This is a genomic window from Streptomyces sp. CNH189 (genome assembly GCF_000527195.1).
In genome coordinates this window covers 153992-178305 of record NZ_AZUS01000010.1, presented here as the reverse complement: position 1 = coordinate 178305, position 24314 = coordinate 153992, and the positions used below count along the sequence as shown (strand labels likewise).

The following is a 24314-nucleotide window of genomic DNA, read 5'->3' as shown; positions in this document are numbered from 1 at the left end:
TCACGGGAACAGAGGAGGAAGCATGCCAGGCCGTGGGCACATACTGGTCGGACAACGGCCTCGCGGTCACCACTCCCACCAGCGGCCTTCTCGAACCCTCCAACCTCACCCGCAGTTTCAGTCGAAGTCTCCACCGCGCAGAACTTCACCGCATCCGGTTTCACGACCTCCGACATATGACCGCCACCCTGCTCCTGAAACAGGGGGACGACCTCGTCGTGATCAAGGACCTCCTCGGCCACGCCCGGCGTCACTGCCGACTCCGCCTCCAGCGCCAGGTCATCGAAACCCTCGCCAACGTATTGAGTCCCACGGCAACGACCCCGACAACCCATGTGCCACAGTCGTTGTCCGCTGACGTTGCCGTTAAAACGCCAAAGCCCCCTCCGCAACTGCACCGAGGGGGGCTTTGATGTTCAACCTTGAAAGGGCCTACCTGTCATTCCCTTTCAAATGCATTACGTCGACCCTAATCAGCCGAGTCGCAAGGCACTAGTTGCACTAGGAACTCACCAAACGACTTCGCTACCCGTCGAGGGACGCGATCTTCATCGATGTACGCGATGGCGGGTTCACCTTTCGGGCCACACTCAGAATAGTCGAGCATTACCGTGTCATGGCCAGCGGAAGGCGTATCGCAAATCACTACACCGATTTCCGGATACCCCCACTCGGCGATCAGACATGAGTTTCCATGGCCGGACGACGAGTCGATCCCCCAGGATCCACCCGGTTCCTGATCCGACTTGGACGTGTCGGCCGCGAGACCGTCCGGGGAGCGGACTGGCCGGATGCAAGCCGCCGGGTGCTCCTCGACCGGGAGGCGCGGTGTCGGTCGCGGGTGGCTGAGGTCCGCAAGGGTAGGGCTGCTCATCAAGCCCTCCGCCAGTAGGGAAATCTCCGTCCCGGCCGGCGTACGGGCGCCCTCGTCGGCCGACCTCGGGTCTCACCGCAGCGGGTGAGAGGGCGAGCACGCATACGACACGCACCCCCGGCCGGGGGAATAAGCGGGGAGCACCCCCTGTTCTTCCACCGCACAGCACTGTGTGAGTGGACGTACGACAGGAGGCACCCCCACGTGACCGCAGACGACGAGATCAGGGGTACCGCCCTCGGCTCCGCCCCCGTTCCCCTTTCCGTCCTCGACCTGGTCACGGTCGGGGCCGGGAGGACCGCGTCCGACGCGCTGCGGACCAGCGTGGAGCTGGCGAAGCTCGGCGAGGCGCGCGGGTACCACCGGTACTGGGTGGCCGAGCACCACTCCATGCCGGGTGTGGCCTCCTCCTCGCCCGCCGTGATCCTCGCGCACCTGGCCGCGCACACGGAGCGGATCCGGCTCGGTTCGGGCGGCGTGATGCTTCCCAACCACGCCCCCCTCGTCATCGCCGAGCAGTTCGGCACGCTGGAGGCCATGGCGCCGGGACGGGTCGACCTGGGTCTCGGGCGGGCGCCCGGCACCGACGGGGCGACCGCCGCCGCCCTGCGCCGCACCGACCGGATGAACGAGGGCGCCGACGACTTCCCGCAGCAGCTCGCCGAGCTGACCCGCTTCCTGGACGACGACTTCCCCGACGGGCACCCCTACCGGCGGATCCACGCCGTGCCCGGCCCGGTGCAGGCCACCTCGCCCGGCGGGGTGCAGTCCCCGCACCGGCCGCCCCTCTGGCTGCTCGGCTCCTCCGGTTTCAGCGCCCAGCTGGCCGGCATGCTCGGGCTGCCGTTCGCCTTCGCCCACCACTTCTCCGCGCAGAACACGGTTCCCGCGCTGGACCTGTACCGGGAGAGCTTCCGGCCGAGCGCGGTGCTGGACGCGCCGTACGCGCTGATCGGCGTCGCGGCGCTCGCCACGGACGACGAGAAGGAGGCGCGCCGCCAGGTGCTGGCCGCCGCGCTGAACATGGTGCGGCTGCGCACCGGCCGCCCGGGACTGGTGCCCACGCCGGACGAGGCGGAGGCGTACGACTTCAGCCCGATGGAGCGGGAGTTCGTGGAGTCCTGGAACGCCAACGTCATCCACGGCACCGCGGACGAGGTGCGGGCCGGCCTGGACGACCTGCAGAAGCGCACCGGCGCCGACGAGTTGATGCTCACCGCGAACGCGCACGGCGGTGACGTCCGGGTGCGTTCCTACGAACTGATCGCCGACGCCTACGGGTTGCCGACGCCCGCCTGAACGTCCGGTGTGCCGAGCAGTTCGGAGATGCGGTCGGGCGGGACCGGGCGTGAGTACAGCCAGCCCTGACCGGTGTCGCAGCCGATCCGGCGCAGCCGGGTGGCCTGCGCGGAGGTCTCCACGCACTCCGCGGTGACGGTCAGCCCCAGGCGGTGGGCGAGTTGCACCATCGCCTCGACGATCACCTCGTCGGCGGGGCTGGCCTTCGCCGCGCGGTCCTCGATCTGGAAGCCCCGCACGAACGAGCCGTCGAGCTTGAGCACCGACACCGGCAGCCTGCTGAGGTAGGCGAGGTTGGAGTAGCCGGTGCCGAAGTCGTCGATGGCGATGCGGACGCCCATGTCGCTGAGCGCCTTCAGGGTCTGCAGGGGCCGGCCGGAGGAGCCCATCACCGCCGACTCGGTCAGCTCCAGCTGGAGCAGGTGCGGGGGCAGTCCCGTCTCCTCCAGGGTGTCGGCGACGTCCGCGACCAGGTCGGAGTCCCACACCTGACGGACCGCCACGTTCACGCTGACGAAGATCGGCGGCCCGTCGGGGTGCTCCGTCTGCCACGCGCGCGCCTGCCGGCAGGCGGTGCGCAGCACCCAGCGGCCGAGCGGCACGATCGAACCGTCCTCCTCCGCCAGGGAGATGAACCGATTCGGCGTCAGCGTGCCGAAGCGGGGGTGGTTCCAGCGGATCAGGGCCTCGACGCCGTGCACCCGGTCGTCCTCCATGCCCACCAGCGGCTGGTACTCCAGCGCGAACTCGCCCCGGTCGATGGCCGGCCGGAGGGTGGATGCGAGGGCCTGGCGGGTCACCCGGGTGGCGTTGCGCTCCGGGTCGAACAGCGTCCAGCGGCTCTTGCCGTCGGCCTTCGCCCAGTACAGCGTGGTGTCCGCGGCCTGCATCAGCGCGGTCGGGGTGGTGCCGGCGGCGTGCCGTTCGACGACGCCGATCGAGGCGGAGACCGACAGGCGCCGGCCGGCCAGGTCGAACGGGGCCTGGATGGCGTCGAGCAGCGACTCGGCGAGGTCGGCGAGCTGTTCGGTGCCGGTGGAGTCCTCGACGAGCAGGGCGAACTCGTCGCCGCCGAGCCGGGCGACCAGCGGGATGCCGGCCCGGGTGCGGCCCGTCTCCTGCGCGCACCGGGTGAGCCGTTCGGCGACGGCGGCCAGCAACTGGTCGCCCACGCGGTGGCCGAGGGTGTCGTTGACGGCCTTGAAGCCGTCCAGGTCGAGGTAGCACAGCCCGATCCGGCCGGTGCCGCTCTCCGCATACGACTCCGCCTCCAGGGCGGTGGTGAGGCGTTCGAAGAACAGGGTGCGGTTGGGTAGCCGGGTCACCGGGTCGTGCTCGCGCAGGTGCCGCAGCCGGGACTGGAGCGCGCGGTGGTCGCTGATGTCGGCGACGGACAGCAGCACGCCCCCGTCGTCGGGGGGCAGCGGGGCGACGGTGACCCGCACCCACAGCGCGTGCCCCTCGGGGTGTTTGAGCCGGCGGGTGCAGCGCAGGCGGCCGCGGCGGCCGCGCAGCAGTTCGCGGTAGGCGTGCCAGGTGCGGGCGTCGGAGCCGAGGTCCACCAGGTCGGCGGCGACGGCGCCGGTGAGGGTGGCCTGGTCGCGGCCCAGCAGTTCGGCGAGGGCGGCGTTGGCGCCGGTGACGGTGCCCTCGCGGTCGACGACGGCCATGGCGAGCGGGGCGGCGGTGAAGACGGAGCGGTAGGACGGCGGCGGGGGTGTGCGCGGGTCGGAGTCCTCGGCGCCGGGGGCCTCCGCACCGGGTGCCTGCGCACCGAGGACCTCTGCGGCTACGGCCTCCGCACCGAGGGTCTCTGCACCGAGCGCCTCTGCACCGGGGGACGTGAGGATCTCACTCTCTGTGACGACCGGCCGGTTGAGCTCAGTCGCGGGCGTCGGCCCTTCGGACGTTCCGCTCACCACTCGCTCCCGCAGTGCACTCGCTCGCTGTCGTGCTGGGAAAGGTCTCTCCGTACCCGGAAAGTGTGCCGATCATAGAGGCCCGGGTGGGGCCGCTCCAGCCACTGTCCGGCCTCGGAGCCGGTTCCGCATCTCTGCCCGATCGTTTCTGCGCGCGGTCAGACGGCTCCAGGCGGGGCTCCGACCAGTTGTGACGTTCCGTGAGTGCTTACGGAGCGGACCGCGTGCGGTACCGCCCGGATCGCCTCCGTTCTCACCCGACCGGTGCAGTTGAACAGGGCGTAGTACGACAAATCATCCCAGTCTGGGTGCGGTGTCCCGTGAACCGTCTCCCGGAGGTCCCCGTGCCGCGTCAGCTCACCCCGAGAGGACTCGGACGTGAGGCACTGCGGCGGATCGGCCGTTCGGGTGTACGGCCCCGGCTGCGCACCACGGCGGCGATGTGCACCACCATGTCGGCGCTCGCGGCGACATCCCTGGTGACGGTGGTGTCCGGCCCCGAGCCCTTCTCGGCGGAGCCCTGCGTGCTGACCCGGACCGACGCCCACCACTCGGAGGGCCTGGACACCTGGAACGCCGCCTACCCGCGTCCGACGCGGCAGCTCGACGCGGTGATGGTGTTCCTGTCGTTCCCCGACTCGCATCCGCTGACCACGCCGCGGGACCTGGCCGCCGACCACTTCCCGGCCACCGGCCGCTTCTTCGAGCAGGCCTCCTACGGCAAGTTCAGCCTGCGGTCGCACCCGGTGAACCGGTGGATCCGCATGCCGCGCCCGTCGACGGCGTACGCCATACAGCGCGACTGGACCGTGGCGCACCGGGCGGCCTACCTGCGGGACGCGCTCGCCGCGTCCGATCCGCACGTCGACTTCTCGCGCTACGACATCGTCTACCTCGTCGCCGATCCGGACGCGCCGGGCGTGGACTCCGACGCCACGAAGGTGGTCAACCTGGACCGGCCGATGCGGGCCGACGGCACGGACATCCGGCGGGTCGTCACCGTGTTCGAGAACAGTCCGCCGGACCGGCTGGTGCTGGCGCACGAGACCGGGCACGTCTTCGACCTGCCCGACCTGTACCACCGGCCGGTGGACGGCAAGGGCGACTGGGACACCCATGTCGGGGACTGGGACCTGATGGGCAGCCAGTTCGCGCTGGCGCCGGATCTCTTCGGCTGGCACAAGTGGAAGCTGGGCTGGCTGGAGCCCCGGCAGGTGCGGTGCGTGCAGGAGGGCGGTCCGGTGCGGCTCACGCTGGAGCCGCTGGGGGCGGGCCCGACGACACCGGTGACGGGGGCGGCGGGGGCGCCGTCGTTCGGACTGGGACGCGGCACCAAGCTGGCGGTGGTGCGTACGGGGACGGACACGGCGCTGGCGTTCGAGGTGCGCGGACCGGTCGGCAACGACCGGGCGGCCTGCCGGCCGGGGGTGCTGGTCTACCGGGTGAGCGCCGGCACCCGCTCGGGGCGCGGACCCATCGAGGTGATCGACGCCCACCCGCACACCGAGGCCTGCTGGGAGGACTCCGTCTATCCCCCGCTGGCGGACGCCCCGGTCGCCCTCGGCGAGAGCTTCACGGTCCCCGGTGAGTCCGTCCGGGTGGAGGTCGAGGGCCGCACCGCCTCGGGCGCCTGGACGGTGAAGATCACCACCGGCGACCGGACGGCCCAGGCGTCCTGAACCGCGACGAAGAAGGCCCCCCGCTTGCGCGAGGGGCCTTCTTCGTGTCGTGCGCCGCCAGGGACTCGAACCCCGGACCCGCTGATTAAGAGTCAGCTGCTCTAACCAACTGAGCTAGCGGCGCCTGCTGACGTCGTAGACATTAGCACCACGATCGGCGGGAGGAAAAATCGATATCCGCACGGCCGCCCGGGCCGCCCGCACCGCCGCCCAGAGCAGCACCTCCGGGCCCGGCAGCCAGGGGCGACGGGTGTCGGGGGCGACCAGCCAGCGGGCGAGGGGCGCCGCGTCGGCGCGGGCGGGTGCAGCCGGGGCGGGGACCGTCACCTCGTCGCCGGCGCCGTGGCAGAGCAGGGGCGGGACACCGTCCGTACGGGAGCCGTGCGCGCCCCATTCCTCCCAGGTCAGCAAGGCGGGCAGCCGCTGGGCGGTGCCGACCGCGGCGAACAGCAGCATCCGTCCCCGGTACTCCGCCACGGGACCCGAGCCCGGCCCCTCCTCCCACAGGCGGTCCAGCATCCGTCGCCCGAAGATCCCGGGCACGCTCACCACGTCGAAGACCACGCCGCAGGGCAGGACCACCGGGGCGTCCTGCCGCTCCCCCCAGAGCGTCCGCGTGCCGCACCGGGCGGTGCCCGCCGAGGCGAGCCAGGCGGCGCCGTCCGGGGTGACACCGCTGACGTCGAAGACATTCGGTGTGCTGCTCATACAGATATTTCTACGCGCCGTGAGGACGCGGTTCCGCAGAGTTGCCGGAACTCCTGACGGGAGGAAGGCCGAGCGCGTACCCTGCCACCCGGCATATGCCCCGCCCGTTCGGCCCAGGCAGGGGACGGACCGCGGGCGGCGGGCTCACACGGGGTCGACGTGCCCCGGGCCCTCTCCGCCGCGCATCAGGTCGCGGCCGAACTCGACCATCTTCTTCGCGTAGTCCTCGGTCCACTCGGCGCGCTCGGCGATGTCCGCCGTCGTCAGCCGGTCGAAGCGCCGGGGGTCGGCGAGCTGGGCCGCCGCCATCGCCTGGAACTCCGTCGCCCGGTCCGCGGCGGCACGGAACGCGAGCGTCAGCTCCGTGGCCCGCTCCAGCAGGGCGCGCGGATCCTCGATCGACTCCAGGTCGAAGAAGTGCTCGGGGTCCGAGGCCGCCTGCGCGGGCTCGAACAGCAGGGGCGCGGGGCGCAGCCGCGGCTGGTCCGGGCGCGGCGCGTGCTCCGCCATGACTTCTCCTTCGTACGTCTCGGTGGCCTCCGGGGTGCCGGAGGGCCACCGTCCATTGTCCCGCGCCCCCGCAAGAGGGCGTCCGGCCCGGGGCGGCCGGCCGCCCCCGCGTCCGCGGGCGCGCCGACCGGTGACTACCCAGCTCGCGGGGCGCACAAAGACGGCGGCGGGAACGCGCCGCGGGCGCGCGGGACGACGTACGCCGTGAAGGTGGCGTTCCTCACGTCCGTGCGGAACGGCCGCGGACACCCGTACGGACGACTCCCGGCGTCCGTACGCAACCGGTCACACCCGGACTCACACCTGGACGACCGGTTCGCGGGTGAAGAGGGCGCCCAGTTCCGGGGCGTTCACCCGGCGGTCGGCCAGGCGCAGGCCCTCCCAGACGGTGACCTGGTTGGCGGTGAGGACGGGCTTGCCCAGCTCCTTCTCCAGGGCCGGGATGTGGGCGACGGTGTGCAGCGCGGTGTCCGGCAGCAGCACCGCGTCCGCGTCCGGCGCGTCGGCCGCGCGGGCCAGCGCGAACAGCTCCGGCTCGCCCCAGGTGCCGACCTCGGCCGCCGTGACGATCCCGGAGCTGCTCACCCCGGTCACCTCCGCTCCCCCGTCCCGCAGGAAAGCGGCGAAGAGCTGGGCGACGTCGTCCGGATAGGTCGCGCCGACGGCGACCCGCCGCGCCTCGATCTCCCGCAGCGCGTGCACGAAGCCGAAGGAGGTGGAGGAGGCGGGCATGCCGGCGGCCCGGGCCAGGTCGCGCACCTGCTCGTGGGCGCCCTGCCAGCCGTGTACGAAGCTGCCGCTGGTGCAGGCCCACACCACGGCCTCGGCGCCGGAGAGCCGCAGCTCCTGGAGTCCGGCGGCCAGCCGTTCGGGCGAGCCCATCTCACGCAGCGCGTCCACCCGGTGCGCGTCCTCGCCGATGTCGGTGTGCACCAGGTCCAGACGGACGTCGCTGCCCAGCAACTGCTCGACGCGCGGATAGTCGTCCTCCGCGGAGTGGCCGGGGTAGAGGAATCCCAGTGCGGTCATGTCCAGCCTTCCTGCTGCTTCTCTCCGGGTGCGTCCGGCAGCACCGGACCCGGTGTCTGTCCGGGCAGCACGGTCGGTGCCTGGCTCGGTGACACGGTCCCGGAGCGCGCCGACGCGTCGATCAGCGCCTGATACGGTCCCACCGCTCGGGTACCCAATCGGCGCAGCGCCGCCCACATGGTCACCTGGTTGGCCGAGATGACCGGTATGCGCAGTTCCGCCTCCAGCTGCGGGATCACGTCGTAGGTCGGCAGGTTGGTGCAGGAGAGGAACAGCGCGTGACAGGCGCCGGTCCGGCCGTGGACCGCCTGCCGTGCCATGTCCACCACCTCGCGGTAGGTGACCTTCCAGATGTGCCGGGTCAGCCCCATGTAGGCGCAGCCGGTGACGGTGACGCCCGCCCGCGCCACGTAGTGCTCCAGCGCCCGGGTGACCGACACGGTGTACGGGGTGACCAGGCCGACCCGGCGCACGTCCAGCTCCACCAGCGCTTCGAGCAGCGCGCCGGAGGTGGTGATCGCGGGGACCGCGCCGGCCCGGCTCATCGCCTCGCACATGGCCCGCTCGCCGGCGATCCCGCCGACGAAGCTGCCCGAGGTGCAGGCGTAGGCGACGACCTCGGGGCCGACGGCGGTGAGGGTGCGCACCGCCTCGCCCAGCGTCTCGTGCTCGCTGACCAGCCGGGCGAGGTCGAGGCTCACCTCGACCGGCACGTACGGGGTACGGGTCAGGTGAAGGGAGACGCCGTCCGGGACCCAGCGCCACAGCTCCCGGTCCAGCGCGAAGTCGAAGGGTGCCACCACCCCGACCCCGCGCTGCGGGCTCGGGCCGCCGAGAAGGGAGACGTCCATGACAGGCACCGGCCTCACACTGGGAGACGAGCACACGAAGGAACGCGGAAGAACCCGTGCCGACGACGGTAGGTTCGGGTACCGGTGCGGTCAATCCGCCCGGGTCACCCTCCGGTCAACACCCTGTTGACTCGTCGTCACCGCCCGCCGGACGGCCGCCGGGAGGGACCCGAGGAACCTGGAGACGAGGCCCATGACGACCCCCACGCTGCTCGTGCTGGACGCCGAACCGCTCCCCCGGCTCGGCAGGCTCACCGGCCGGGCAAGGATCGAGCACGCCGACGGGTCGACGCTCGCCGAGCGGCTGCCGCACGCGGACGTGCTGCTGGTGTGGGACTTCACCTCGCACGCGGTGCGCCGGGCCTGGCCGGGCGAGGGTCCCCGGCCCCGCTGGGTGCACACCGCGAGCGCCGGGGTGGACCACCTGCTCTGCCCCGAACTCGCCGCGTCCGACACCGTGGTCACCAACGCGCGCGGGGTCTTCGACGGGCCGATCGCCGAGTACGTCGCCGGTCTCGTCCTCGCCTTCGCCAAGGACCTGCCCAGGACGCTGGCGCTGCAACGGGAGCGGACCTGGCTGCACCGGGAGACGCGCCGGGTGGCGGGGACGCGGGCGTGCGTGGTGGGGTCGGGGCCGATCGGCCGGGCGGTGGCGGGCACGCTGCGGGCGCTCGGGATCACCACGGCACTGGTGGGACGTACGGCGCGGCCCGGGACGCACGGCCCCGAGGACCTGGACCGGCTGCTGACGCGCGCGGACTGGGTGGTCGCCGCGGCTCCGCTGACCGAGGGGACGCGGGGCATGTTCGACGCCCGCCGGTTCGGCGTGATGCAGCCGTCCGCGTACTTCGTCAACGTGGGCCGGGGCGAACTGGTGGTGGAGGAGGCGCTGGTCAGGGCGGTGCGCGAGCGGTGGATCGCGGGCGCGGCGCTGGACGTGTTCGCGGCCGAGCCGCTCGCGCCGGACAACCCGCTGTGGGAGCTGCCGGGGGTGGTCGTCTCCCCGCACATGAGCGGGGACACCGTCGGCTGGCGGGACGAACTCGGGGCGCAGTTCGTGGAGTTGTTCGAGCTGTGGGCGTCGGGGAGGCCACTGGTGAACGTGGTCGACAAGCGGCGCGGGTATGTACCGGGTCACTGACGTCTCCAAGGAGGCCGGATGTCCGAGCTCACCGATCTGACCGCCACCCAGCTCCTCGACGGCTACCGCAAGGGCGAGTTCGGGCCCGTGGAGGTGACCCGCGCCGCGCTGCGCCGGGCCGAGGAGATCCAGCCCGAGGTGAACGCGTTCGTGCGGCTGCTCACCGACGACGCCCTGGAACGGGCCGCCGCCTCCGAGGAGCGGTGGCGGCGGGGCGAGCAGCGAGGGCCGCTGGACGGGGTGCCGGTCACGGTGAAGGACATCCTGCTGCTGCGCGGCGCCCCGACCCTGAAGGGCTCGCGGACGATCGACCCGGCCGGGCGCTGGGACGAGGACGCGCCGTCGGTGGCGCGGCTGCGGGAGCGGGGCGCGGTGTTCCTGGGGAAGACCACGACGCCCGAGTTCGGCTGGAAGGGCGTGACGGACTCCCCGCTCGGCGGGGTCACCCGCAACCCCCACGACCCGGCCCGTACGGCGGGCGGGTCGAGCGGGGGCGCGGCGGCGGCCGTGGCCCTCGGCGCGGGCCCGCTGGCGCTGGGCACGGACGGCGGGGGCAGCGTCCGCATCCCGGCCGCGTTCTGCGGGATCTTCGCGCTGAAGCCGACGTACGGGAGGGTGCCGCTGTATCCGGCGAGCGCCTTCGGCACGCTGGCGCACGTGGGTCCGATGACCCGGGACGCGGCGGACGCGGCGCTGCTGATGGACGCGATCGCCGCGCCGGACTCCCGCGACTGGTCCGGTCTCGCCCCGGCGCCCGGATCCTTCACGGAGGGGCTGGCCGGCGGGGTGCGGGGGCTGCGGGTGGCGTACTCGCCGTCGCTGGGCGGGCAGGTGCGGGTGGACCGCGAGGTCGCGGCGGTGGTGCGGCGGGCGGTGGAGCGGCTGGCGGAGCTCGGCGCGTACGTCGAGGAGACCGACCCCGACCTGGCCGACCCGGTGGAGGCCTTCCACACCCTGTGGTTCGCCGGCGCGGCCCGGGTCATCCAGCACCTGGGCCGGGAACAGCGGGAGCGGCTCGATCCGGGGCTGCGCGAGATCTGCCGGGCCGGCGCCCGGCTGTCGGCGCTGGACTACCTGGCCGCGGTGGACGTGCGCATGGACCTGGGCCGGCGGATGGGCCGCTTCCACGACACCTACGACCTGCTGGTCACCCCGACGCTGCCGATCACCGCGTTCGAGGCGGGCGCGGAGGTGCCGCGGGGGTCGGGGCACCGGCGCTGGACCGGGTGGACGCCGTTCACCTACCCCTTCAACATGACGCAGCAGCCCGCCGCCACGGTGCCGGTCGGTCTGGTGGGCGGGCTGCCCGTGGGGCTTCAGCTGGTGGCCGCCCGGCACCGGGACGCGCTGGTGCTGCGGGCCGCGCACACGCTGTACGAGGCGGGCGTCACAGCCGCCGGAAACTGAGCGTCTCCCCTGCGGCGCCGGTGCGCCACAGGTCGTTGCAGGCGTCGGCGAGGGCGTCCAGTCCCTCCACCACCTGCCCCCAGACGATGCCGGGCACCCAGCCGACGTCGCCGTTGAGCAGCAGGTTGTTCCGTTCGTAGAACAGGGCGAGGTCCACCACGGTGCTGCCGGGGCGGACCTCGCGGTCGTAGCCGTAGGAGGTGCTGCCCAACTCGGCGCCGGAGAAGGTGAAATAGCACAGGTCGCCCGGAATGGGGGTGACTGTGGGGTTTTCCAGGGGTGGCTCCCGGTCCGCGAAGGGCGGGAAGAGGGCGTAGACCTCGTTGCGCGCGTACTTGGCGTGGTAGACGTCGCCGGACAGAGGGAGAGATTTCCAGACGGCTTCGCAGGTGATCGGCGCACGGTCGTCGAGCAACCGCGCGACACCGGTCACCTCGCGCCTGACCAGGGAGATCTCAAGAAATCGGTCGGCCATGCACCCCATGGTCCCGCGCCGGTCAAGACCGCCCGACCGCCGAACGGGGCCGAAACTGGCCGGAATAACTCGCATCGCTTCGGGTAGCCGCGCCGCCATGGCTCCACCACTTCAACCACTGAGACGAATACAAGGGACCTCCGGACCCTCGCGTCGGTCGCTGCTCGCGGGGGTCGCGGCGCTCGGCGCACTGGGTGCCGCGGGCTGCTCACGGGTGCCGACCGCCTCGACGACCGACGGCGGCGACCTGCTCGACCGGCTCAAGGCGGCGGGCGTGGTCCGGCTGGGTATCGCGGGTGAGATCCCCTTCGGGTACATCGACACGGACGGTGAACTGACCGGCGAGGCACCGGAGCTGGCCAAGGTCATCTTCAAACGGCTGGGGGTGGAGCGGGTGCAGCCCGTGCCCACCGAGTTCGGTTCCCTCATACCCGGGCTGAACTCGCAGCAGTTCGACGTCGTGGCCGCGGGGATGTACGTCAACCCCGAGCGCTGTGAGCAGGTCATCTTCTCCGACCCCGACTACCAGATGCTCGACTCGTTCATCGTCCGCAAGGGCAACCCGCTGGGGCTGCGCAACTACCAGGACGTGGTCGAGAAGAAGGCGAAGTTCGCCACCGGCACCGGCTACGCGGAGATCGCGTACGCCGTGGAGGCCGGCTACAAGGAGAGCGACATCCTGATCGTCCCCGATCAGGTCGCCGGCCTGAACGCCGTCGAGGCCGGACGTGTCGACGTCTTCGCCGGAACCGCCCTCACCACCCGCGAGGTGGTCAAGAAGTCCAGCAAGGCGGAGGTCACCGAGGCCTTCCAGCCGATCGTCGACGGCGAACCGCACGTCGACGGCGGCGCGTTCGCCTTCCGGCCCACCGAGACCAAGCTGCGCGACGCGTTCAACGCCGAGCTGGCGAAGCTCAAGGAGAGCGGCGAACTGCTGCGCATCCTCCGGCCGTTCGGGTTCACCGAGGACGAGATGACCGATCTGACCGCGAAGGAGCTGTGCGGCGGATGACCTCAGGACTCTGGGAACGCGTACTCGACGGCGTCTGGGTCACGATCCAGCTGCTCGTGTTCAGCGCGCTGCTCGCCACCGCCGTGTCGTTCGTGGTCGGCATCGCGCGCACCCACCGGCTGTGGATCGTCCGCTTCCTCGCGGGCTTCTACACCGAGGTGTTCCGCGGCACCTCGGCGCTGGTGATGATCTTCTGGGTGTTCTTCGTGCTGCCCCCGGCCTTCGGCTGGCAGCTCGTGCCGCTGTGGGCGGGCACCCTGGCACTCGGCCTGACCTACGGGGCGTACGGCTCGGAGATCGTGCGCGGCGCGCTGGCCGCGGTCGACCCGGCCCAGCGTGAGGGCGGCATCGCCCTCAGCTTCACGCCCTGGCAGCGGATGAAGCTCATCCTGCTGCCGCAGGCGGTGCCGGAGATGATCCCGCCGTTCTCCAACCTGCTGATCGAGCTGCTCAAGGGCACCGCCCTGGTGTCGGTCATGGGCATGGGCGACCTGGCGTTCAGCGCCAACCTGGTCCGCCTGGCGCTGCAGGAGAGCGCGGAGATCTACACGTACATCCTGCTCATCTACTTCGTCATCGCCTTCCTGCTCACCCGGTCGATGCGCGGGCTGGAGAAGAAGCTGAAGGCGGGCGTCGGCAAGGCGCCGAAGAAGAAGGCCGCCGCCGTGCGCGTGCCCGAGGGAAGTGGTGTCTCGTGACGTGGGACTGGGGCGCGGTCGCCGACTTCATGCCGTACTTCTGGGACGGTCTGTGGGTCACCCTGCAGATCCTGGTGTTCGGCTCGCTGATCTCCTTCGTGCTGGGCCTGGTGTGGGCGCTGCTGATGCGGACGCCGACGCGCTGGGTGACCTGGCCGGTCGGCGCCGTCACGGAGTTCGTCCGCAACACCCCGCTGCTGGTGCAGCTGTTCTTCCTCTTCTACGTGCTGCCCGAGTGGGGGATCACCTTCTCGGCGATGACCACCGGCGTCTTCGCCATCGGGCTGCACTACTCGACGTACACGATGCAGGTCTACCGCGCCGGTATCGAGGCCGTGCCGGTGGGCCAGTGGGAGGCGGCGACGGCGCTGAACCTGCCGTTGCGCCGGACGTGGACCGTGGTGATCCTGCCGCAGGCCGTGCGCCGGGTGGTGCCCGCGCTCGGCAACTACGTCATCTCGATGCTGAAGGACACCCCCCTGCTGATGGCCATCACCGTCCTGGAGATGCTCGGCCAGGCGCGGCTGTTCGCCCAGCAGAACTTCCAGTTCACCGAGCCCCTGACGGTGATCGGCGTGGCCTTCATCGTCATCTCCTACCTGGCCTCCCTTGCCCTGCGAGCCCTGGAGCGACGCCTTGTCCACTGACACCCACGCCCCGTTCGAAGAGAAGCCCGAGACCCCGCGCGCGACCGGTGAGCTGATCCGGCTGGAGCGGGTCACCAAGCGCTTCGGGGACCACACGGTCCTGGACAACCTGGACTTCTCGGTCGACGCCGGCAAGCACGTGACGCTGATCGGCCCGTCGGGGTCCGGCAAGACCACGATCCTGCGGCTGCTGATGACCCTGCTGAAGCCCGACGAGGGTGTCATCACCATCGACGGGCAGCAGTTGTTCCCGGCGCCGGAGAAGCAGGTCCGCGAGGTCCGCAAGAAGATCGGCATGGTCTTCCAGCAGTTCAACCTGTTCCCGAACATGTCCGTGCTGCGGAACATCACCGAGGCCCCGGTCACGGTGCTCGGCATGTCCAAGGAAGCGGCCGAGGAGCGGGCGCGGGAGCTGCTGGAGATGGTCGGACTGACCGACCACCTCGACAAGCGCCCGGCCCAGCTGTCCGGCGGCCAGCAGCAGCGGGTGGCGATCGCCCGGGCGCTGGCGATGCGTCCGCAGGTGCTGCTGCTGGACGAGGTCACCTCGGCGCTCGACCCGGAGCTGGTGGCCGGCGTGCTGGACGTGCTGCGGGACATCGCCCGCTCCACGGACATCACGATGCTCTGCGTGACCCACGAGATGAACTTCGCGCGGGACATCTCGGACCAGGTGCTGATGTTCGACTCGGGCCGGGTCATCGAGGCGGGCTCGCCGGAGAAGATCTTCAACGAGCCGGAGCACGACCGGACGCGGCAATTCCTGAGCGCGGTCCTGTAGTCACGGGGCGTGCCCGCCACATCACCCGAGGTCCACGACGTGGGTCATCCCCCTGGCATATGCCAGAGGGTCGGCGCCGCAGTTGAGAGGGCCGCAATCTTGTCAACCCCCGCTCTGTTCAGGCCCTTTGACGGCTATCGTGAAGGGGATTCGTTGACCGGATTGCGGCCCCAGGCCCCTGGACACCGCCCCCCGTCCGCCCGGCGGACGGGACGGTTCCGTCGGGCCGACGAGCGAGCGCAGGGGGAAACCGTGGCGCTGAGGCACGAGCCGACCGCGTCGTACCACTCGGTCCAGGACGCGCTGCGCGTCCTGGAGACGGTGGCGCGGCGCGGCACAGGAATCAACGACAGCGAACTCGCCCGCGAGACCGGCATCGGCACGGAGCGGCTGACCACCCTCCTGCGGATGCTGCGCCGCGAGGCCTACGTCGAGCAGATCACCGACGGCGCGTACGTCACCGGAGCGGCCTTCGCCCGCCTCGGCTCCGCCGACGGGCACCAGGAGGCGTTGCGCGAGACCCTCCAGCACACCCTGGACCGGCTCCGCGACTCCGTGGGCGCCGCCGTCTACCTCAGCCGGTACGTCGACGGCGAGGTCAAGGTCACCCAGTACGCCGACAGCCCGGACACCCCGAAGGTGAACGAGTGGGTGGACTTCCGCTACTCGGCGCACGCGACGGCGGTCGGCAAGAGCCTGCTCACCCAGCTCGACCACGAGGGCCGGCGCGACCACCTGGCCCGGCACCGGCCGGCCCGGCTCACCTCGCGCACCATCACCAGCGACCGCCTGCTGCTGACCCGGCTGGCCTCGCAGCCGCCGACGGTCCCGGTGCTCGACCTCCAGGAGTACGCGGTCGGCACGGTCTGCGCCGCCGTCCCGATCACCGCCGGTTCCTCGGTGGGCTGCCTGGCGCTGTCCCTGCCGCTGGAGCACGCCCACCGGCTGCGCCGGGCCGCCGACACCCTCAACCGCAACGCCGCCCCCGTCCTGCTGTCACTGGCGATCTAGGGTCCTTCGTTCGGACCGTCCCGGCCGTCGGCCGAGGTGGTCGGGAGCACCTCTGCGGACCGGGTATGATTTTCTCCGTCGCCGACCGCGGAAGCGGACGGCGGGAGTCATGCGCCGCTAGCTCAGTTGGTTAGAGCAGCTGACTCTTAATCAGCGGGTCCGGGGTTCGAGTCCCTGGCGGCGCACCGAGAAGGGCCTCTCGTGGGAGCGAGAGGCCCTTTGACGTGCCCGGGACCGCGCCCCGGTCACCTGTCCCGGTCTAGAAGGTGACGTCCGAGCAGGCGTAGAAGGCGTTGCCCGTGTCGTGGACCGTCCACACCGCGAGGATCACGTGGTGGCCGCTCAGCCCGGAGGGCAGCCGGCCGCTGTGCGAGAGCGTCTGCGGCGGGCGCTGACCGTTGTAGGGCACGGTCAGGAACGGCGTGAGGTTGAGGTCGGACCGGGTCAGGTTGTGGTTCTCGTTCCAGCCCGGCCTGGTGACGTAGTACTTGAAGTCGGTCGTGGCGTGCATGGCCGTGAACTGCCACCGGAAGGTGTAGTTCTGGCCGCCGGTGACCCGGGTGGTGGGCCAGGCGCCGCCCGACGGGGTGCGCGGGCTGTCGAGCGGGGCGAAGGACGTGTTGCCCGCCGAACAGAGCCTGCCGTCGGCGGGGCCCGCCGCCGGGAAGCCCTTCGGGCCCTCGACGCTCTGCGGCTCCCACTGGATGGCGCCGCAGTTGGAGACCGAGCCGTTCTGGCAGAGCTTCTGCCGGCTGACCGGCAGGTCGGTGTAGCCGTGGCCGCTGGCCCCGCCGGAGGAGAGCACGAGCGCTCCGGTCGTGGCCAGTCCCACGGCGGCTGCGTACATCTTGGTCCGTCTGCGCATGCTGCCGCTCCTGGGGTGTGGGGGAGTTTCAGTGAGCCGTGCAGGTAGGTCTAGACCAAGTCTCAGGGTAGGGACGAGCCTTGAACATGTCCATACCAATCGCAGGGCCTGTCCCCCGGCCGTTCACGCCCCCTTCTCGCCCCGCCCCGCGCAGAACGCCACCGTCAGGTCCTTCACCAGCACCTTGCGTTCGTAGTCGTCCAGGTGCACCAGGCCGCGCATGGTCAGCCGGGTCACGGTGTCCTCCACCGAGTCCACGACGGAACTCAGCACGCTCGCCCGGTGCTGGGCGTCCAGCGCGGCGATCCGGCGCCGGTGCATCGCGGCGGCCACCTCGGGCGCGTACTCCACCCGCAGCGGCCGCACGGCGAACACCTCCACCCCCACCGGCCCGGCGTCCGCCGCCACCAGCCGGGTCAGCGCGTCCTGGGCCGCCTGCGTCGCGCCCCGCCCGGCGCCCGGCGCGGCCACCGGCACCCGCAGCAGCGCCGCCTCCACGCACGCCCGCAGGTATCCCTCGTGGTCCTCCAGGCCCAGGGTCGCCCGCGCGGTGTCGCGCACCCGCCACACCACCAGCATCGCCACCCGCAGCGCCACCCCGCTGTGGTCGGCCGCCGGCATCGGCTCCCCGCGCCAGTGGCGCAGCCGTACGTCGACCCGGCGGCGCAGCAGCAGCGGGTTCACCCACAGCAGTCCGGTGCGCCGCACGGTCCCCCGGTAACGGCCGAACAGCCCCAGCACCCAGGCCCGTCCGGTCCGCCCGCGGGCCAGCCCGCCGAAGCCGAACAGCCCGAGCGCCCCGGCCCCGGCGAACGCCGCCCACTGGGCGGGCCCGAGCGCCCCGGCCCGGGCGGGCGGACCGAGCGCCTCCACCGCGAGCGGCGGCAGCACCCCCGCCCACCAGGCCGTGGCCGCGCAGCCCGCCGCCCCGCACACCCCCGCGAGCACGCCCGCGATCCCCGGCAGCACCCGGGCGGGCCGCTCCACCAGCGCGGGGTCGACGCCGGGGCCGGCCGGGCGGCCCCGCGCCCCGGCGGGCCGGCCGTCCGTGCCGCCGTCGGGGCGGCGGGCGACGACCGCGGGGCGCAGCCGCACCGCCGCGGGGGCCGGTCCGGGATCGTCACGGAACAGCAGGTGGACGGGGATCTCGGTGGTGGACTCGGTGTGGATCAGCCGGGCCGGGCGGACGGCCGCGGCACTGTCCGCGGGCCTCTCGGACTCGGGGACGTGCTCGGGGGGGACGGGGGATGTCGTGGTGGTCATGCGTGCCTCCAGCCTCCGCGCCAGATGCGTCACATCGGGGGTCACGGGCGGGGCGGCTGCCCGGCGCCCGGGGTGGGTCAGGCGAAGAGCCGCCGCCAGGTCTCCGGGCCCGGGACGCCGTTCGCGGCCTTGCCGCGCCAGCCCTGCGCCCGCTGGAAGTCCGCCACGTTGCGGCGGTCCTCCTCGCCCCAGCGCGGGCCGGGCCCCGTGGTGTAGTGCCGGCCGAACCCCCTCTTCACCAACTGCCGGCCCAGCAGGGTGACGTGGGCGTTCTCCGCTCCCGGGCGGAACGACGCCCGGCCCGGATAGCCCGGCACCCCGTGCGAGGAAGGTGCCCGGACCGAGCCCGCCGAGGCAGAAGCGGAACCTCCACTTAGCGCCGTCGGGTCCCCGTCGGCCGTCGCCGCCCGAGAGGCCGGCGATCCCGGGCGCGGGTCCGCGGCGGCGCCCCGCCGTCCCGGCGTCCCACCGTCCGCCCCGGCCCCGGCGTCCGCCCCCGCCGGAGCGTCCGGCACGGCGGTGACCGCCCCGGTGCTTCCGGGGGCGGCCGGGACACCGCTGCCGGTGGTGTCCGCGCCGTCGGCGGCGGGACCGGAATCCGCCACACCGGACTCGGGAGTAGGCGGCGGCTGGGCGGGGGCGGCGCTCTCCGGAACCGCCCCCGCCGCCCCGTCGGTCACGCCTTTGTAGCGGTACGGCACATAGCGCGCGGAGTTGCTCCAGTAGGCGTACGGAGTGGTCATCCGGCGGGTGTGCGGCGGGGTCTGTTCATAGGCCACGTATTGGGTGCGGGTGGAGTCCGTCCAGCCGCCGAAAAGGACGACGTGCGAACCGTTGTACGGGTCGGCCGCATTGTGGAAGAGCAGGATGTCACCCGGCTGGAGTTCCGCCTTGGTGATTTTGTCGCCGTATTGGGCGAGGCTGCCCGTCCATTCGTTGCCGGGCAGTTTCCACGCCATCGACACGTATCCCGAGCAGTCCTGCCGGTAGCCGTCGGACCAGAACGCGGACACGCTGTACGGCACCTTCTGGCTGACCCAGGAGGCGGCCCGCTTGATGATGTCCGTACGGCTGATCGCGGGGACCGTCACGGGACCCGCCGGCGGCACCGCCGTACCCGTGCGTCCCTCCGGCCCGTACAGCGGGGCGGGCGCGCCCTGCCCGCCACCGGGCCCCTCATCTGCGGGGACGCCCTGCCCGGCGGAGAGCCGGGTGTCCTGGACGGCGACCGCGGGGACCGGGTGCGCGCCCAGGGCGGCGGACGTCACGGCGGCCACGACCAGCGCGGTGCGGCGCGCCGCGGAACGCCGCAACCACCGCCCGGCGAGGGGAAGCGGCCGCGCCCGCCGCTCCTGCGCGCAGCCGGGGCACGCGCAGTCTCCGGCCGGATCGAATTCCTCGAACACCGGAGACTCCATGCGATTCCCCTCACATTCCCGGAACGTTTCTCCGCAACTGTGCACGACGGTCAGTGTCGCAACGGTCGCCCCGGCGCGCACTTTGACGGTCCGAATGATGTAAAGCCCCCCTCGCCCGGACCGTCCGGACCGGGCGGCCGGGCCGGCGCGGCCACGAGCACCCTCCGGAGTCCTGTAGAGTTCTGCCGTCAGCAGGCGCCGCTAGCTCAGTTGGTTAGAGCAGCTGACTCTTAATCAGCGGGTCCGGGGTTCGAGTCCCTGGCGGCGCACCGACACGACGGGCTCCTCGTTCCACGAGGGGCCCGTCGTTTTTTGGCCGGAAACTCTCTCGCCCCCGTTGAGCGTGACGCTCTCGTTCCCCGTAGGGAACTGTGACATCACGAGGCGCGCTCAGCCGTCACAATGGTCCCTTATGACCGGTGTGCACCGTGTTTCGCATCTTGCGATCATGATGAACGAACCGGGAACCTGGACCCTTCAAAAGACCGCCGCACCGCGGCCGTTGGGGGACGGCGAAAACCGGCTGCCGGTCCGGACGGGGCGAGGGACCCCGTCACCGGTCCCGGTGACCGAGGGGGATCATGCAACCGGAAGGACACGGGGACGTGTCTATAGGGTGTGCGTGACGTGGTGACAGCGGTCCGCCACTGACACGTCCGGAGGTCGAGGGGGACCGACGACGGACGCAGGAAAGCGACGAAACACGCGCTCGTGACGCGTGTGGGGGGATGATCATGACGTCGACGCCGACGGGCGCCCACCGGGACGACGACCCGTCCCAGACCACCCAGCTCAGGGTGCCCGGCCATCGGAACTGGAACACGGGCACGTTCCGCAGGATCAAGAAGGCGCTGCCGAGATACGACTACGAGCACTACAGCCGGCTCGCGGGTCCCCTCACCCAGCCCGATCCGAGCAGGCCGTACCGGGTCCAGTACCGCTCGCTGATCTCGCAGGAGCCGCACCGCATCCGCATCGCGCTGATGCTGCTGGCGGCTCCCGTGCTGTCCCTGGTGCTGCTGGTGTGGCTGCTCCAGCCCTCGCACTGGACGGAGCGCGATTACCCGGCGTTCGAGTGGCTGCCCGCCCTCGACGTCGTCATGCTCGTCTCGATCGGTCTGATCGAGCTCTTCCGCTGCCTGAACGTGGTGTCGAACGCGCACGCGACCCTGGTCGCCCGCGACCCGGTCCCGGTGGTGCCCGAGACCGGCACCCGGGTGGCCTTCCTCACCTCCTTCGTGCCCGGCAAGGAGCCGCTGGAGATGGTGACGAAGACCCTGGAGGCGGCCGTGAGGATCCGCCACCGAGGTCTGATGCACGTCTGGCTGCTCGACGAGGGCGACGACCCCGAGGTGAAGGCGGTCTGCGAGCGCCTCGGCGTGCACCACTTCTCCCGCAAGGGCGTCGCGAAGTGGAACCAGGCGAAGGGCCCGCACCGGGCCAAGACCAAGCACGGCAACTACAACGCCTGGCTCGACGCGCACGGCGACCACTACGACTTCTTCGCCTCGGTCGACACCGACCACGTGCCGCTGCCGAACTACCTGGAGCGGATGCTCGGCTTCTTCCGCGACCCGGACGTCGGCTTCGTCATCGGCCCGCAGGTCTACGGCAACTACGACAACTTCGTCACCAAGGCCGCCGAGTCCCAGCAGTTCCTCTTCCACGCGCTCATCCAGCGGGCCGGCAACCGCTACGGCTCGCCGATGTTCGTGGGCACCTCCAACGCCGTGCGCATCAAGGCGCTGAAGCAGATCGGCGGCCTGTACGACTCGATCACCGAGGACATGGCGACCGGCTTCGAGATGCACCGCGCCAAGAACCCGGACACCGGCCGCAAGTGGCGCTCGGTCTACACCCCGGACGTGCTGGCCGTCGGAGAGGGCCCCAACGCCTGGACGGACTTCTTCACCCAGCAGATGCGCTGGTCGCGCGGTACGTACGAGACGATCCTCAAGCAGTACTGGAAGGGCTGGTACTCGCTCCCGCCGAGCAAGCTCTTCAACTACACCATGATGATCATCTTCTATCCGATGTCCGCCCTGAACTGGATCCTCGCGGCGCTGAGCTGCGCGTTGTTCCTGGGCCTGGGCGCCTCGGGTGTGAACATCGACCCCGCCGTCTGGCTGATGCTCTACGGCAACGCCTCCGCGCTGCAGATCGGCCTGTACGTCTGGAACCGCCGTCACAACGTCTCCCCGCACGAGCCGGAGGGCTCCGGCGGTGTGGCCGGCATGGTGATGTCCGCGCTGTCGGCGCCGCTGTACGCGAAGGCGCTGATCGACTCGGTGCTGCGCCGCAAGAGCAAGTTCGTGGTCACCCCGAAGGGCGACTCGGCCAGCCCGGACACCTGGTTCGGCACCTTCCGCTACCACTGGTACTTCATCCTGATCTTCGGTGGCTCCATCGCCGCGGGCTTCGTCTTCGGGCACTCCCACCCGGCGATGGTCATCTGGGCCACCTTCGCCCTGCTCATCACCGCGGCGCCGATGTTCGCCTGGCGCCACGGCATGCGGCAGGACCGCAAGAAGCCCGGCGCCCACGCGGCGGGTCAGCACCGCGAGGACGCGACCCCGGCCGACGGCGTGCGGCTGCCGCAGCAGCACGCCCCGCACCAGCCGCAGTCCCGGCCCCACTGGGCCGGCTCGCACGGTGCTCCGGGCGGATCCGGGGGCCCCGAAGGGCCGGGAGGGCCCGGGGGCCACAACCCCGGCGACGACCAGACCATGCAGATCGCCCTTGGTGGACTTGGGGGACGTAAGGAATGACTGACCGTGCAGGCCGCCGTCGCGCCCGTCGGATCGCGATAGGCACGGCGGTGGTACTCGCGCTGGCCGGAATGAACGGGCCGTGGCTGTACCGCTTCGGGACCGAGAAATACCACCAGTACAAGATCGATCAGCCGGAGTACAAGGCCGCGAACGGCAAGTGGGAGATCGTCGAGTTTCCCGAGGAGTACCGGCAGAACACCATCCACGCGGCGCTGCTGCGCACCGGCAAGGTGCTGCTCGTCGCGGGGTCGGGCAACGACCAGGACAACTTCGACGCGAAGCGGTACGACACCCGGATCTGGGACCCGGTCAAGGGGACCGTCAAGAAGGTCCCCACGCCGTCGGACCTGTTCTGCACCGGGCACACCCAGCTCGCCAACGGCAACCTGCTGATCGCGGGCGGCACCAAGCGGTACGAGAAGCTCAAGGGTGACGTGAAGAAGGCCGGCGGCCTGATGCTCGTCCAGAACGAGAACCCGGACAAGCCGATCACCCTCCCGGCGGGCACCAGGTTCACCGGCAAGGAGAACGGCAAGACCTTCGTCTCGAAGGACCCGGTGCTGGTGCCGCGCGCCGAGAAGAAGTTCGACCCGCAGACCGGCGAGTTCCTGGGCAACACCCCGGGCGTGGGCCGCATCTACGTCGAGGCGCAGAAGGAGGGCGCCAAGTACGAGACCGGCACGCAGGACAACTACCGCGTGCACGGGCTCACCGGCGCCGACGCCCGCAACACCTACGGCATCGCCGAGAAGCTCGCGATGGACAAGAAGGACTTCCAGGGCATCCGGGACGCCTTCGAGTTCGACCCGGTCGCCGAGAAGTACATCAAGGTCGACCCGATGAAGGAGGCCCGCTGGTACCCGACGCTCACCACCCTGAGCGACGGCAGGATCCTCAGCGTCTCCGGCCTCGACGACATCGGCCAGCTGGTCCCGGGCAAGAACGAGGTGTACGACCCGAAGACCAAGGAGTGGACCTACACCGACGAGGAACGCCAGTTCCCGACGTACCCGGCGCTGTTCCTGATGCAGAACGGCAAGGTCTTCTACTCGGGCTCGAACGCGGGCTACGGACCGGACGACGTGGGCCGTGACCCGGGCGTCTGGGACGTGGAGACCAACAAGTTCAAGAAGGTCCCGGGGCTCAGCGACCCGAAGCTGATGGAGACGTCCAACACGGTGCTGCTGCCGCCCGCCCAGGACGAGAAGTACATGGTGATCGGCGGCGGCGGGGTCGGCGAGTCCCCGCGGTCCAGTGAGAAGACCCGGATCGTCGATCTGAAGGCCGACGACCCGAAGTTCGTCGACGGGCCGTCGCTGGACAAGGGCACGCGCTACCCGCAGGCGTCGATCCTGCCGAACGACGAGGTGCTGATCTCCGGCGGCTCGCAGGACTACCGCGGCCGCGGTGACTCCAACGTCCTCGAGGCGCGCATCTACGACACCGGGCGCAACGAGCTGAGGCGGGTCGCCGACCCGCTGGCGGGCCGCAACTACCACTCGGGGTCGATCCTGCTGCCCGACGGCCGGGTGATGTTCTTCGGCTCGGACTCGCTGTACGCCGACAAGGCCAACACCAAGCCGGGCGAGTTCGAGCAGCGCATCGAGATCTACACCCCGCCGTACCTGTACGGCGACCAGGAGCGGCCCGACCTGTCCGGCGGGCCGCAGACGATCGAGCGCGGCACGTCCGGCACGTTCACCTCGCGGGACGCGGCGTCGGTCAAGAAGGTCCGGCTGATCCGGCCGAGCGCCACCACCCACGTCACCGACGTGGACCAGCGTTCGATCGCCCTGGACTTCACCACCGACGGCGACAAGGTCACGGTGACGGTGCCGAAGAACAAGAACCTGGTCCAGTCCGGCTGGTACATGCTCTTCGTCACCGACGGCGACGGCACGCCCAGCAAGGCCCAGTGGGTGCAGGTGCCGTAGCGCGCCGGTGGAGACACGCCGA

The 24314-nt window shown here is 71.3% G+C and carries 22 protein-coding genes and 3 tRNA genes; 14 read left to right on the top strand and 11 right to left on the bottom strand.

Annotated features, from left to right (window positions below):
- Positions 1-32 precede the first annotated feature (32 nt).
- Positions 33-413, top strand: a complete 381-nt coding sequence (locus B100_RS35530; protein WP_106967017.1) for a tyrosine-type recombinase/integrase — start codon at positions 33-35, stop codon at positions 411-413.
- A gap of 56 nt (positions 414-469) precedes the next feature.
- On the opposite strand, the gene B100_RS37605 is transcribed toward B100_RS35530, so the two are convergent.
- Positions 470-874, bottom strand: coding sequence for an SMI1/KNR4 family protein (locus tag B100_RS37605; RefSeq protein WP_078540945.1), 405 nt, complete (start codon positions 872-874; stop codon positions 470-472).
- Positions 875-1078: 204 nt separating this feature from the next.
- Here B100_RS37605 and B100_RS0116080 point away from each other — a divergent pair, with 204 nt between their 5' ends.
- On the top strand, positions 1079-2173 hold the full coding sequence (locus B100_RS0116080; RefSeq protein ID WP_024885462.1) for an LLM class flavin-dependent oxidoreductase: 1095 nt from the start codon (positions 1079-1081) through the stop codon (positions 2171-2173).
- On the opposite strand, the gene B100_RS0116075 is transcribed toward B100_RS0116080, so the two are convergent.
- Positions 2149-4092 (bottom strand): EAL domain-containing protein, encoded by a 1944-nt coding sequence (locus B100_RS0116075; protein ID WP_024885461.1) that lies wholly within the window; start codon positions 4090-4092, stop codon positions 2149-2151. The two genes, B100_RS0116080 and B100_RS0116075, sit on opposite strands and share 25 nt — an antisense overlap.
- Positions 4093-4436: 344 nt before the next feature.
- Here B100_RS0116075 and B100_RS0116070 point away from each other — a divergent pair, with 344 nt between their 5' ends.
- On the top strand, positions 4437-5771 hold the full coding sequence (locus B100_RS0116070; RefSeq protein ID WP_078540949.1) for a M6 family metalloprotease domain-containing protein: 1335 nt from the start codon (positions 4437-4439) through the stop codon (positions 5769-5771).
- Positions 5772-5821: 50 nt separating this feature from the next.
- Here B100_RS0116070 and B100_RS0116065 read toward each other — a convergent pair.
- The 5 genes from B100_RS0116065 to B100_RS0116045 all read right to left on the bottom strand — a co-directional run bounded on the left by B100_RS0116065 (position 5822) and on the right by B100_RS0116045 (position 8869).
- Positions 5822-5895, bottom strand: a tRNA-Lys gene (locus B100_RS0116065).
- Positions 5886-6479, bottom strand: a complete 594-nt coding sequence (locus tag B100_RS35050) for a hypothetical protein (protein ID WP_024885459.1) — start codon at positions 6477-6479, stop codon at positions 5886-5888. The genes B100_RS0116065 and B100_RS35050 overlap by 10 nt, the downstream gene beginning before the upstream one ends.
- 144 nt (positions 6480-6623) lie before the next feature.
- Entirely contained in the window at positions 6624-6989 is a 366-nt protein-coding gene (locus B100_RS0116055; RefSeq protein ID WP_024885458.1) for a hypothetical protein, read from the bottom strand.
- 297 nt (positions 6990-7286) lie between these two features.
- Positions 7287-8018 (bottom strand): aspartate racemase/maleate isomerase family protein, encoded by a 732-nt coding sequence (locus B100_RS0116050; RefSeq protein ID WP_024885457.1) that lies wholly within the window; start codon positions 8016-8018, stop codon positions 7287-7289.
- The gene (locus B100_RS0116045; protein ID WP_024885456.1) at positions 8015-8869 is read right to left on the bottom strand and encodes an aspartate racemase/maleate isomerase family protein; all 855 of its coding nucleotides are present in this window, start codon (positions 8867-8869) and stop codon (positions 8015-8017) included. The genes B100_RS0116050 and B100_RS0116045 overlap by 4 nt, the downstream gene beginning before the upstream one ends.
- A gap of 193 nt (positions 8870-9062) precedes the next feature.
- Between B100_RS0116045 and B100_RS0116040 the strand changes: the two genes are divergently transcribed.
- Positions 9063-10010: a D-2-hydroxyacid dehydrogenase gene (locus B100_RS0116040; protein ID WP_024885455.1), complete on the top strand. Its 948-nt coding sequence runs from the start codon at positions 9063-9065 to the stop codon at positions 10008-10010.
- 18 nt (positions 10011-10028) lie between these two features.
- A complete protein-coding gene (locus tag B100_RS0116035; protein WP_024885454.1) occupies positions 10029-11417 on the top strand; it encodes an amidase in 1389 nt (462 codons plus the stop codon).
- On the opposite strand, the gene B100_RS0116030 is transcribed toward B100_RS0116035, so the two are convergent.
- Positions 11398-11892, bottom strand: coding sequence for a DUF3830 family protein (locus tag B100_RS0116030; protein WP_024885453.1), 495 nt, complete (start codon positions 11890-11892; stop codon positions 11398-11400). The genes B100_RS0116035 and B100_RS0116030 overlap by 20 nt on opposite strands.
- 97 nt (positions 11893-11989) lie before the next feature.
- Here B100_RS0116030 and ehuB point away from each other — a divergent pair, with 97 nt between their 5' ends.
- From ehuB to B100_RS0116000, 6 genes are all read left to right on the top strand, one after another.
- On the top strand, positions 11990-12904 hold the full coding sequence (gene ehuB, locus B100_RS0116025) for an ectoine/hydroxyectoine ABC transporter substrate-binding protein EhuB (RefSeq protein ID WP_078540943.1): 915 nt from the start codon (positions 11990-11992) through the stop codon (positions 12902-12904).
- On the top strand, positions 12901-13602 hold the full coding sequence (gene ehuC / locus B100_RS0116020) for an ectoine/hydroxyectoine ABC transporter permease subunit EhuC (protein WP_024885451.1): 702 nt from the start codon (positions 12901-12903) through the stop codon (positions 13600-13602). Before ehuB ends, ehuC begins: the two co-directional genes overlap by 4 nt.
- The gene (gene ehuD / locus B100_RS0116015) at positions 13599-14249 is read left to right on the top strand and encodes an ectoine/hydroxyectoine ABC transporter permease subunit EhuD (RefSeq protein ID WP_024885450.1); all 651 of its coding nucleotides are present in this window, start codon (positions 13599-13601) and stop codon (positions 14247-14249) included. Before ehuC ends, ehuD begins: the two co-directional genes overlap by 4 nt.
- Positions 14239-15030 (top strand): ectoine/hydroxyectoine ABC transporter ATP-binding protein EhuA, encoded by a 792-nt coding sequence (gene ehuA / locus B100_RS0116010; protein ID WP_024885449.1) that lies wholly within the window; start codon positions 14239-14241, stop codon positions 15028-15030. Before ehuD ends, ehuA begins: the two co-directional genes overlap by 11 nt.
- Positions 15031-15282: 252 nt before the next feature.
- Positions 15283-16041, top strand: a complete 759-nt coding sequence (locus B100_RS0116005; RefSeq protein ID WP_024885448.1) for an IclR family transcriptional regulator domain-containing protein — start codon at positions 15283-15285, stop codon at positions 16039-16041.
- 111 nt (positions 16042-16152) lie between these two features.
- Positions 16153-16226: transfer RNA gene (locus B100_RS0116000), tRNA-Lys, on the top strand.
- Positions 16227-16300: 74 nt separating this feature from the next.
- On the opposite strand, the gene B100_RS0115995 is transcribed toward B100_RS0116000, so the two are convergent.
- The 3 genes from B100_RS0115995 to B100_RS0115985 form a co-directional block, all read right to left on the bottom strand.
- Positions 16301-16906, bottom strand: a complete 606-nt coding sequence (locus tag B100_RS0115995) for a lytic polysaccharide monooxygenase (RefSeq protein WP_024885447.1) — start codon at positions 16904-16906, stop codon at positions 16301-16303.
- Positions 16907-17029: 123 nt separating this feature from the next.
- On the bottom strand, positions 17030-18169 hold the full coding sequence (locus B100_RS0115990; RefSeq protein WP_024885446.1) for an SPFH domain-containing protein: 1140 nt from the start codon (positions 18167-18169) through the stop codon (positions 17030-17032).
- Positions 18170-18246: 77 nt separating this feature from the next.
- Positions 18247-19587: a peptidoglycan-binding protein gene (locus B100_RS0115985; protein ID WP_024885445.1), complete on the bottom strand. Its 1341-nt coding sequence runs from the start codon at positions 19585-19587 to the stop codon at positions 18247-18249.
- Positions 19588-19782: 195 nt separating this feature from the next.
- Here B100_RS0115985 and B100_RS0115980 point away from each other — a divergent pair.
- The 3 genes from B100_RS0115980 (at position 19783) to glxA (ending at position 24292) form a co-directional block, all read left to right on the top strand.
- Positions 19783-19856, top strand: a tRNA-Lys gene (locus B100_RS0115980).
- Positions 19857-20321: 465 nt separating this feature from the next.
- The gene (locus B100_RS0115975) at positions 20322-22355 is read left to right on the top strand and encodes a glycosyltransferase family 2 protein (RefSeq protein ID WP_024885444.1); all 2034 of its coding nucleotides are present in this window, start codon (positions 20322-20324) and stop codon (positions 22353-22355) included.
- A complete protein-coding gene (gene glxA, locus B100_RS0115970; protein ID WP_024885443.1) occupies positions 22352-24292 on the top strand; it encodes a radical copper oxidase GlxA in 1941 nt (646 codons plus the stop codon). Before B100_RS0115975 ends, glxA begins: the two co-directional genes overlap by 4 nt.
- Positions 24293-24314: the final 22 nt, after the last annotated feature.

Coding starts and splice junctions, on each gene's coding strand:
- B100_RS0115990 (WP_024885446.1), bottom strand. CDS start 18,169: ATGACCACCACGACATCCCCCGTCCCCCCCGAGCACGTCCCCGAGTCC.
- B100_RS35050 (WP_024885459.1), bottom strand. CDS start 6,479: ATGAGCAGCACACCGAATGTCTTCGACGTCAGCGGTGTCACCCCGGAC.
- ehuB (WP_078540943.1), top strand. CDS start 11,990: ATGGCTCCACCACTTCAACCACTGAGACGAATACAAGGGACCTCCGGA.
- B100_RS0116050 (WP_024885457.1), bottom strand. CDS start 8,018: ATGACCGCACTGGGATTCCTCTACCCCGGCCACTCCGCGGAGGACGAC.
- B100_RS0115995 (WP_024885447.1), bottom strand. CDS start 16,906: ATGCGCAGACGGACCAAGATGTACGCAGCCGCCGTGGGACTGGCCACG.
- B100_RS37605 (WP_078540945.1), bottom strand. CDS start 874: ATGAGCAGCCCTACCCTTGCGGACCTCAGCCACCCGCGACCGACACCG.
- B100_RS0115975 (WP_024885444.1), top strand. CDS start 20,322: ATGACGTCGACGCCGACGGGCGCCCACCGGGACGACGACCCGTCCCAG.
- ehuC (WP_024885451.1), top strand. CDS start 12,901: ATGACCTCAGGACTCTGGGAACGCGTACTCGACGGCGTCTGGGTCACG.
- B100_RS0116040 (WP_024885455.1), top strand. CDS start 9,063: ATGACGACCCCCACGCTGCTCGTGCTGGACGCCGAACCGCTCCCCCGG.
- B100_RS0116055 (WP_024885458.1), bottom strand. CDS start 6,989: ATGGCGGAGCACGCGCCGCGCCCGGACCAGCCGCGGCTGCGCCCCGCG.
- B100_RS0115985 (WP_024885445.1), bottom strand. CDS start 19,587: ATGGAGTCTCCGGTGTTCGAGGAATTCGATCCGGCCGGAGACTGCGCG.
- B100_RS0116030 (WP_024885453.1), bottom strand. CDS start 11,892: ATGGCCGACCGATTTCTTGAGATCTCCCTGGTCAGGCGCGAGGTGACC.
- glxA (WP_024885443.1), top strand. CDS start 22,352: ATGACTGACCGTGCAGGCCGCCGTCGCGCCCGTCGGATCGCGATAGGC.
- B100_RS0116035 (WP_024885454.1), top strand. CDS start 10,029: ATGTCCGAGCTCACCGATCTGACCGCCACCCAGCTCCTCGACGGCTAC.
- B100_RS0116045 (WP_024885456.1), bottom strand. CDS start 8,869: ATGGACGTCTCCCTTCTCGGCGGCCCGAGCCCGCAGCGCGGGGTCGGG.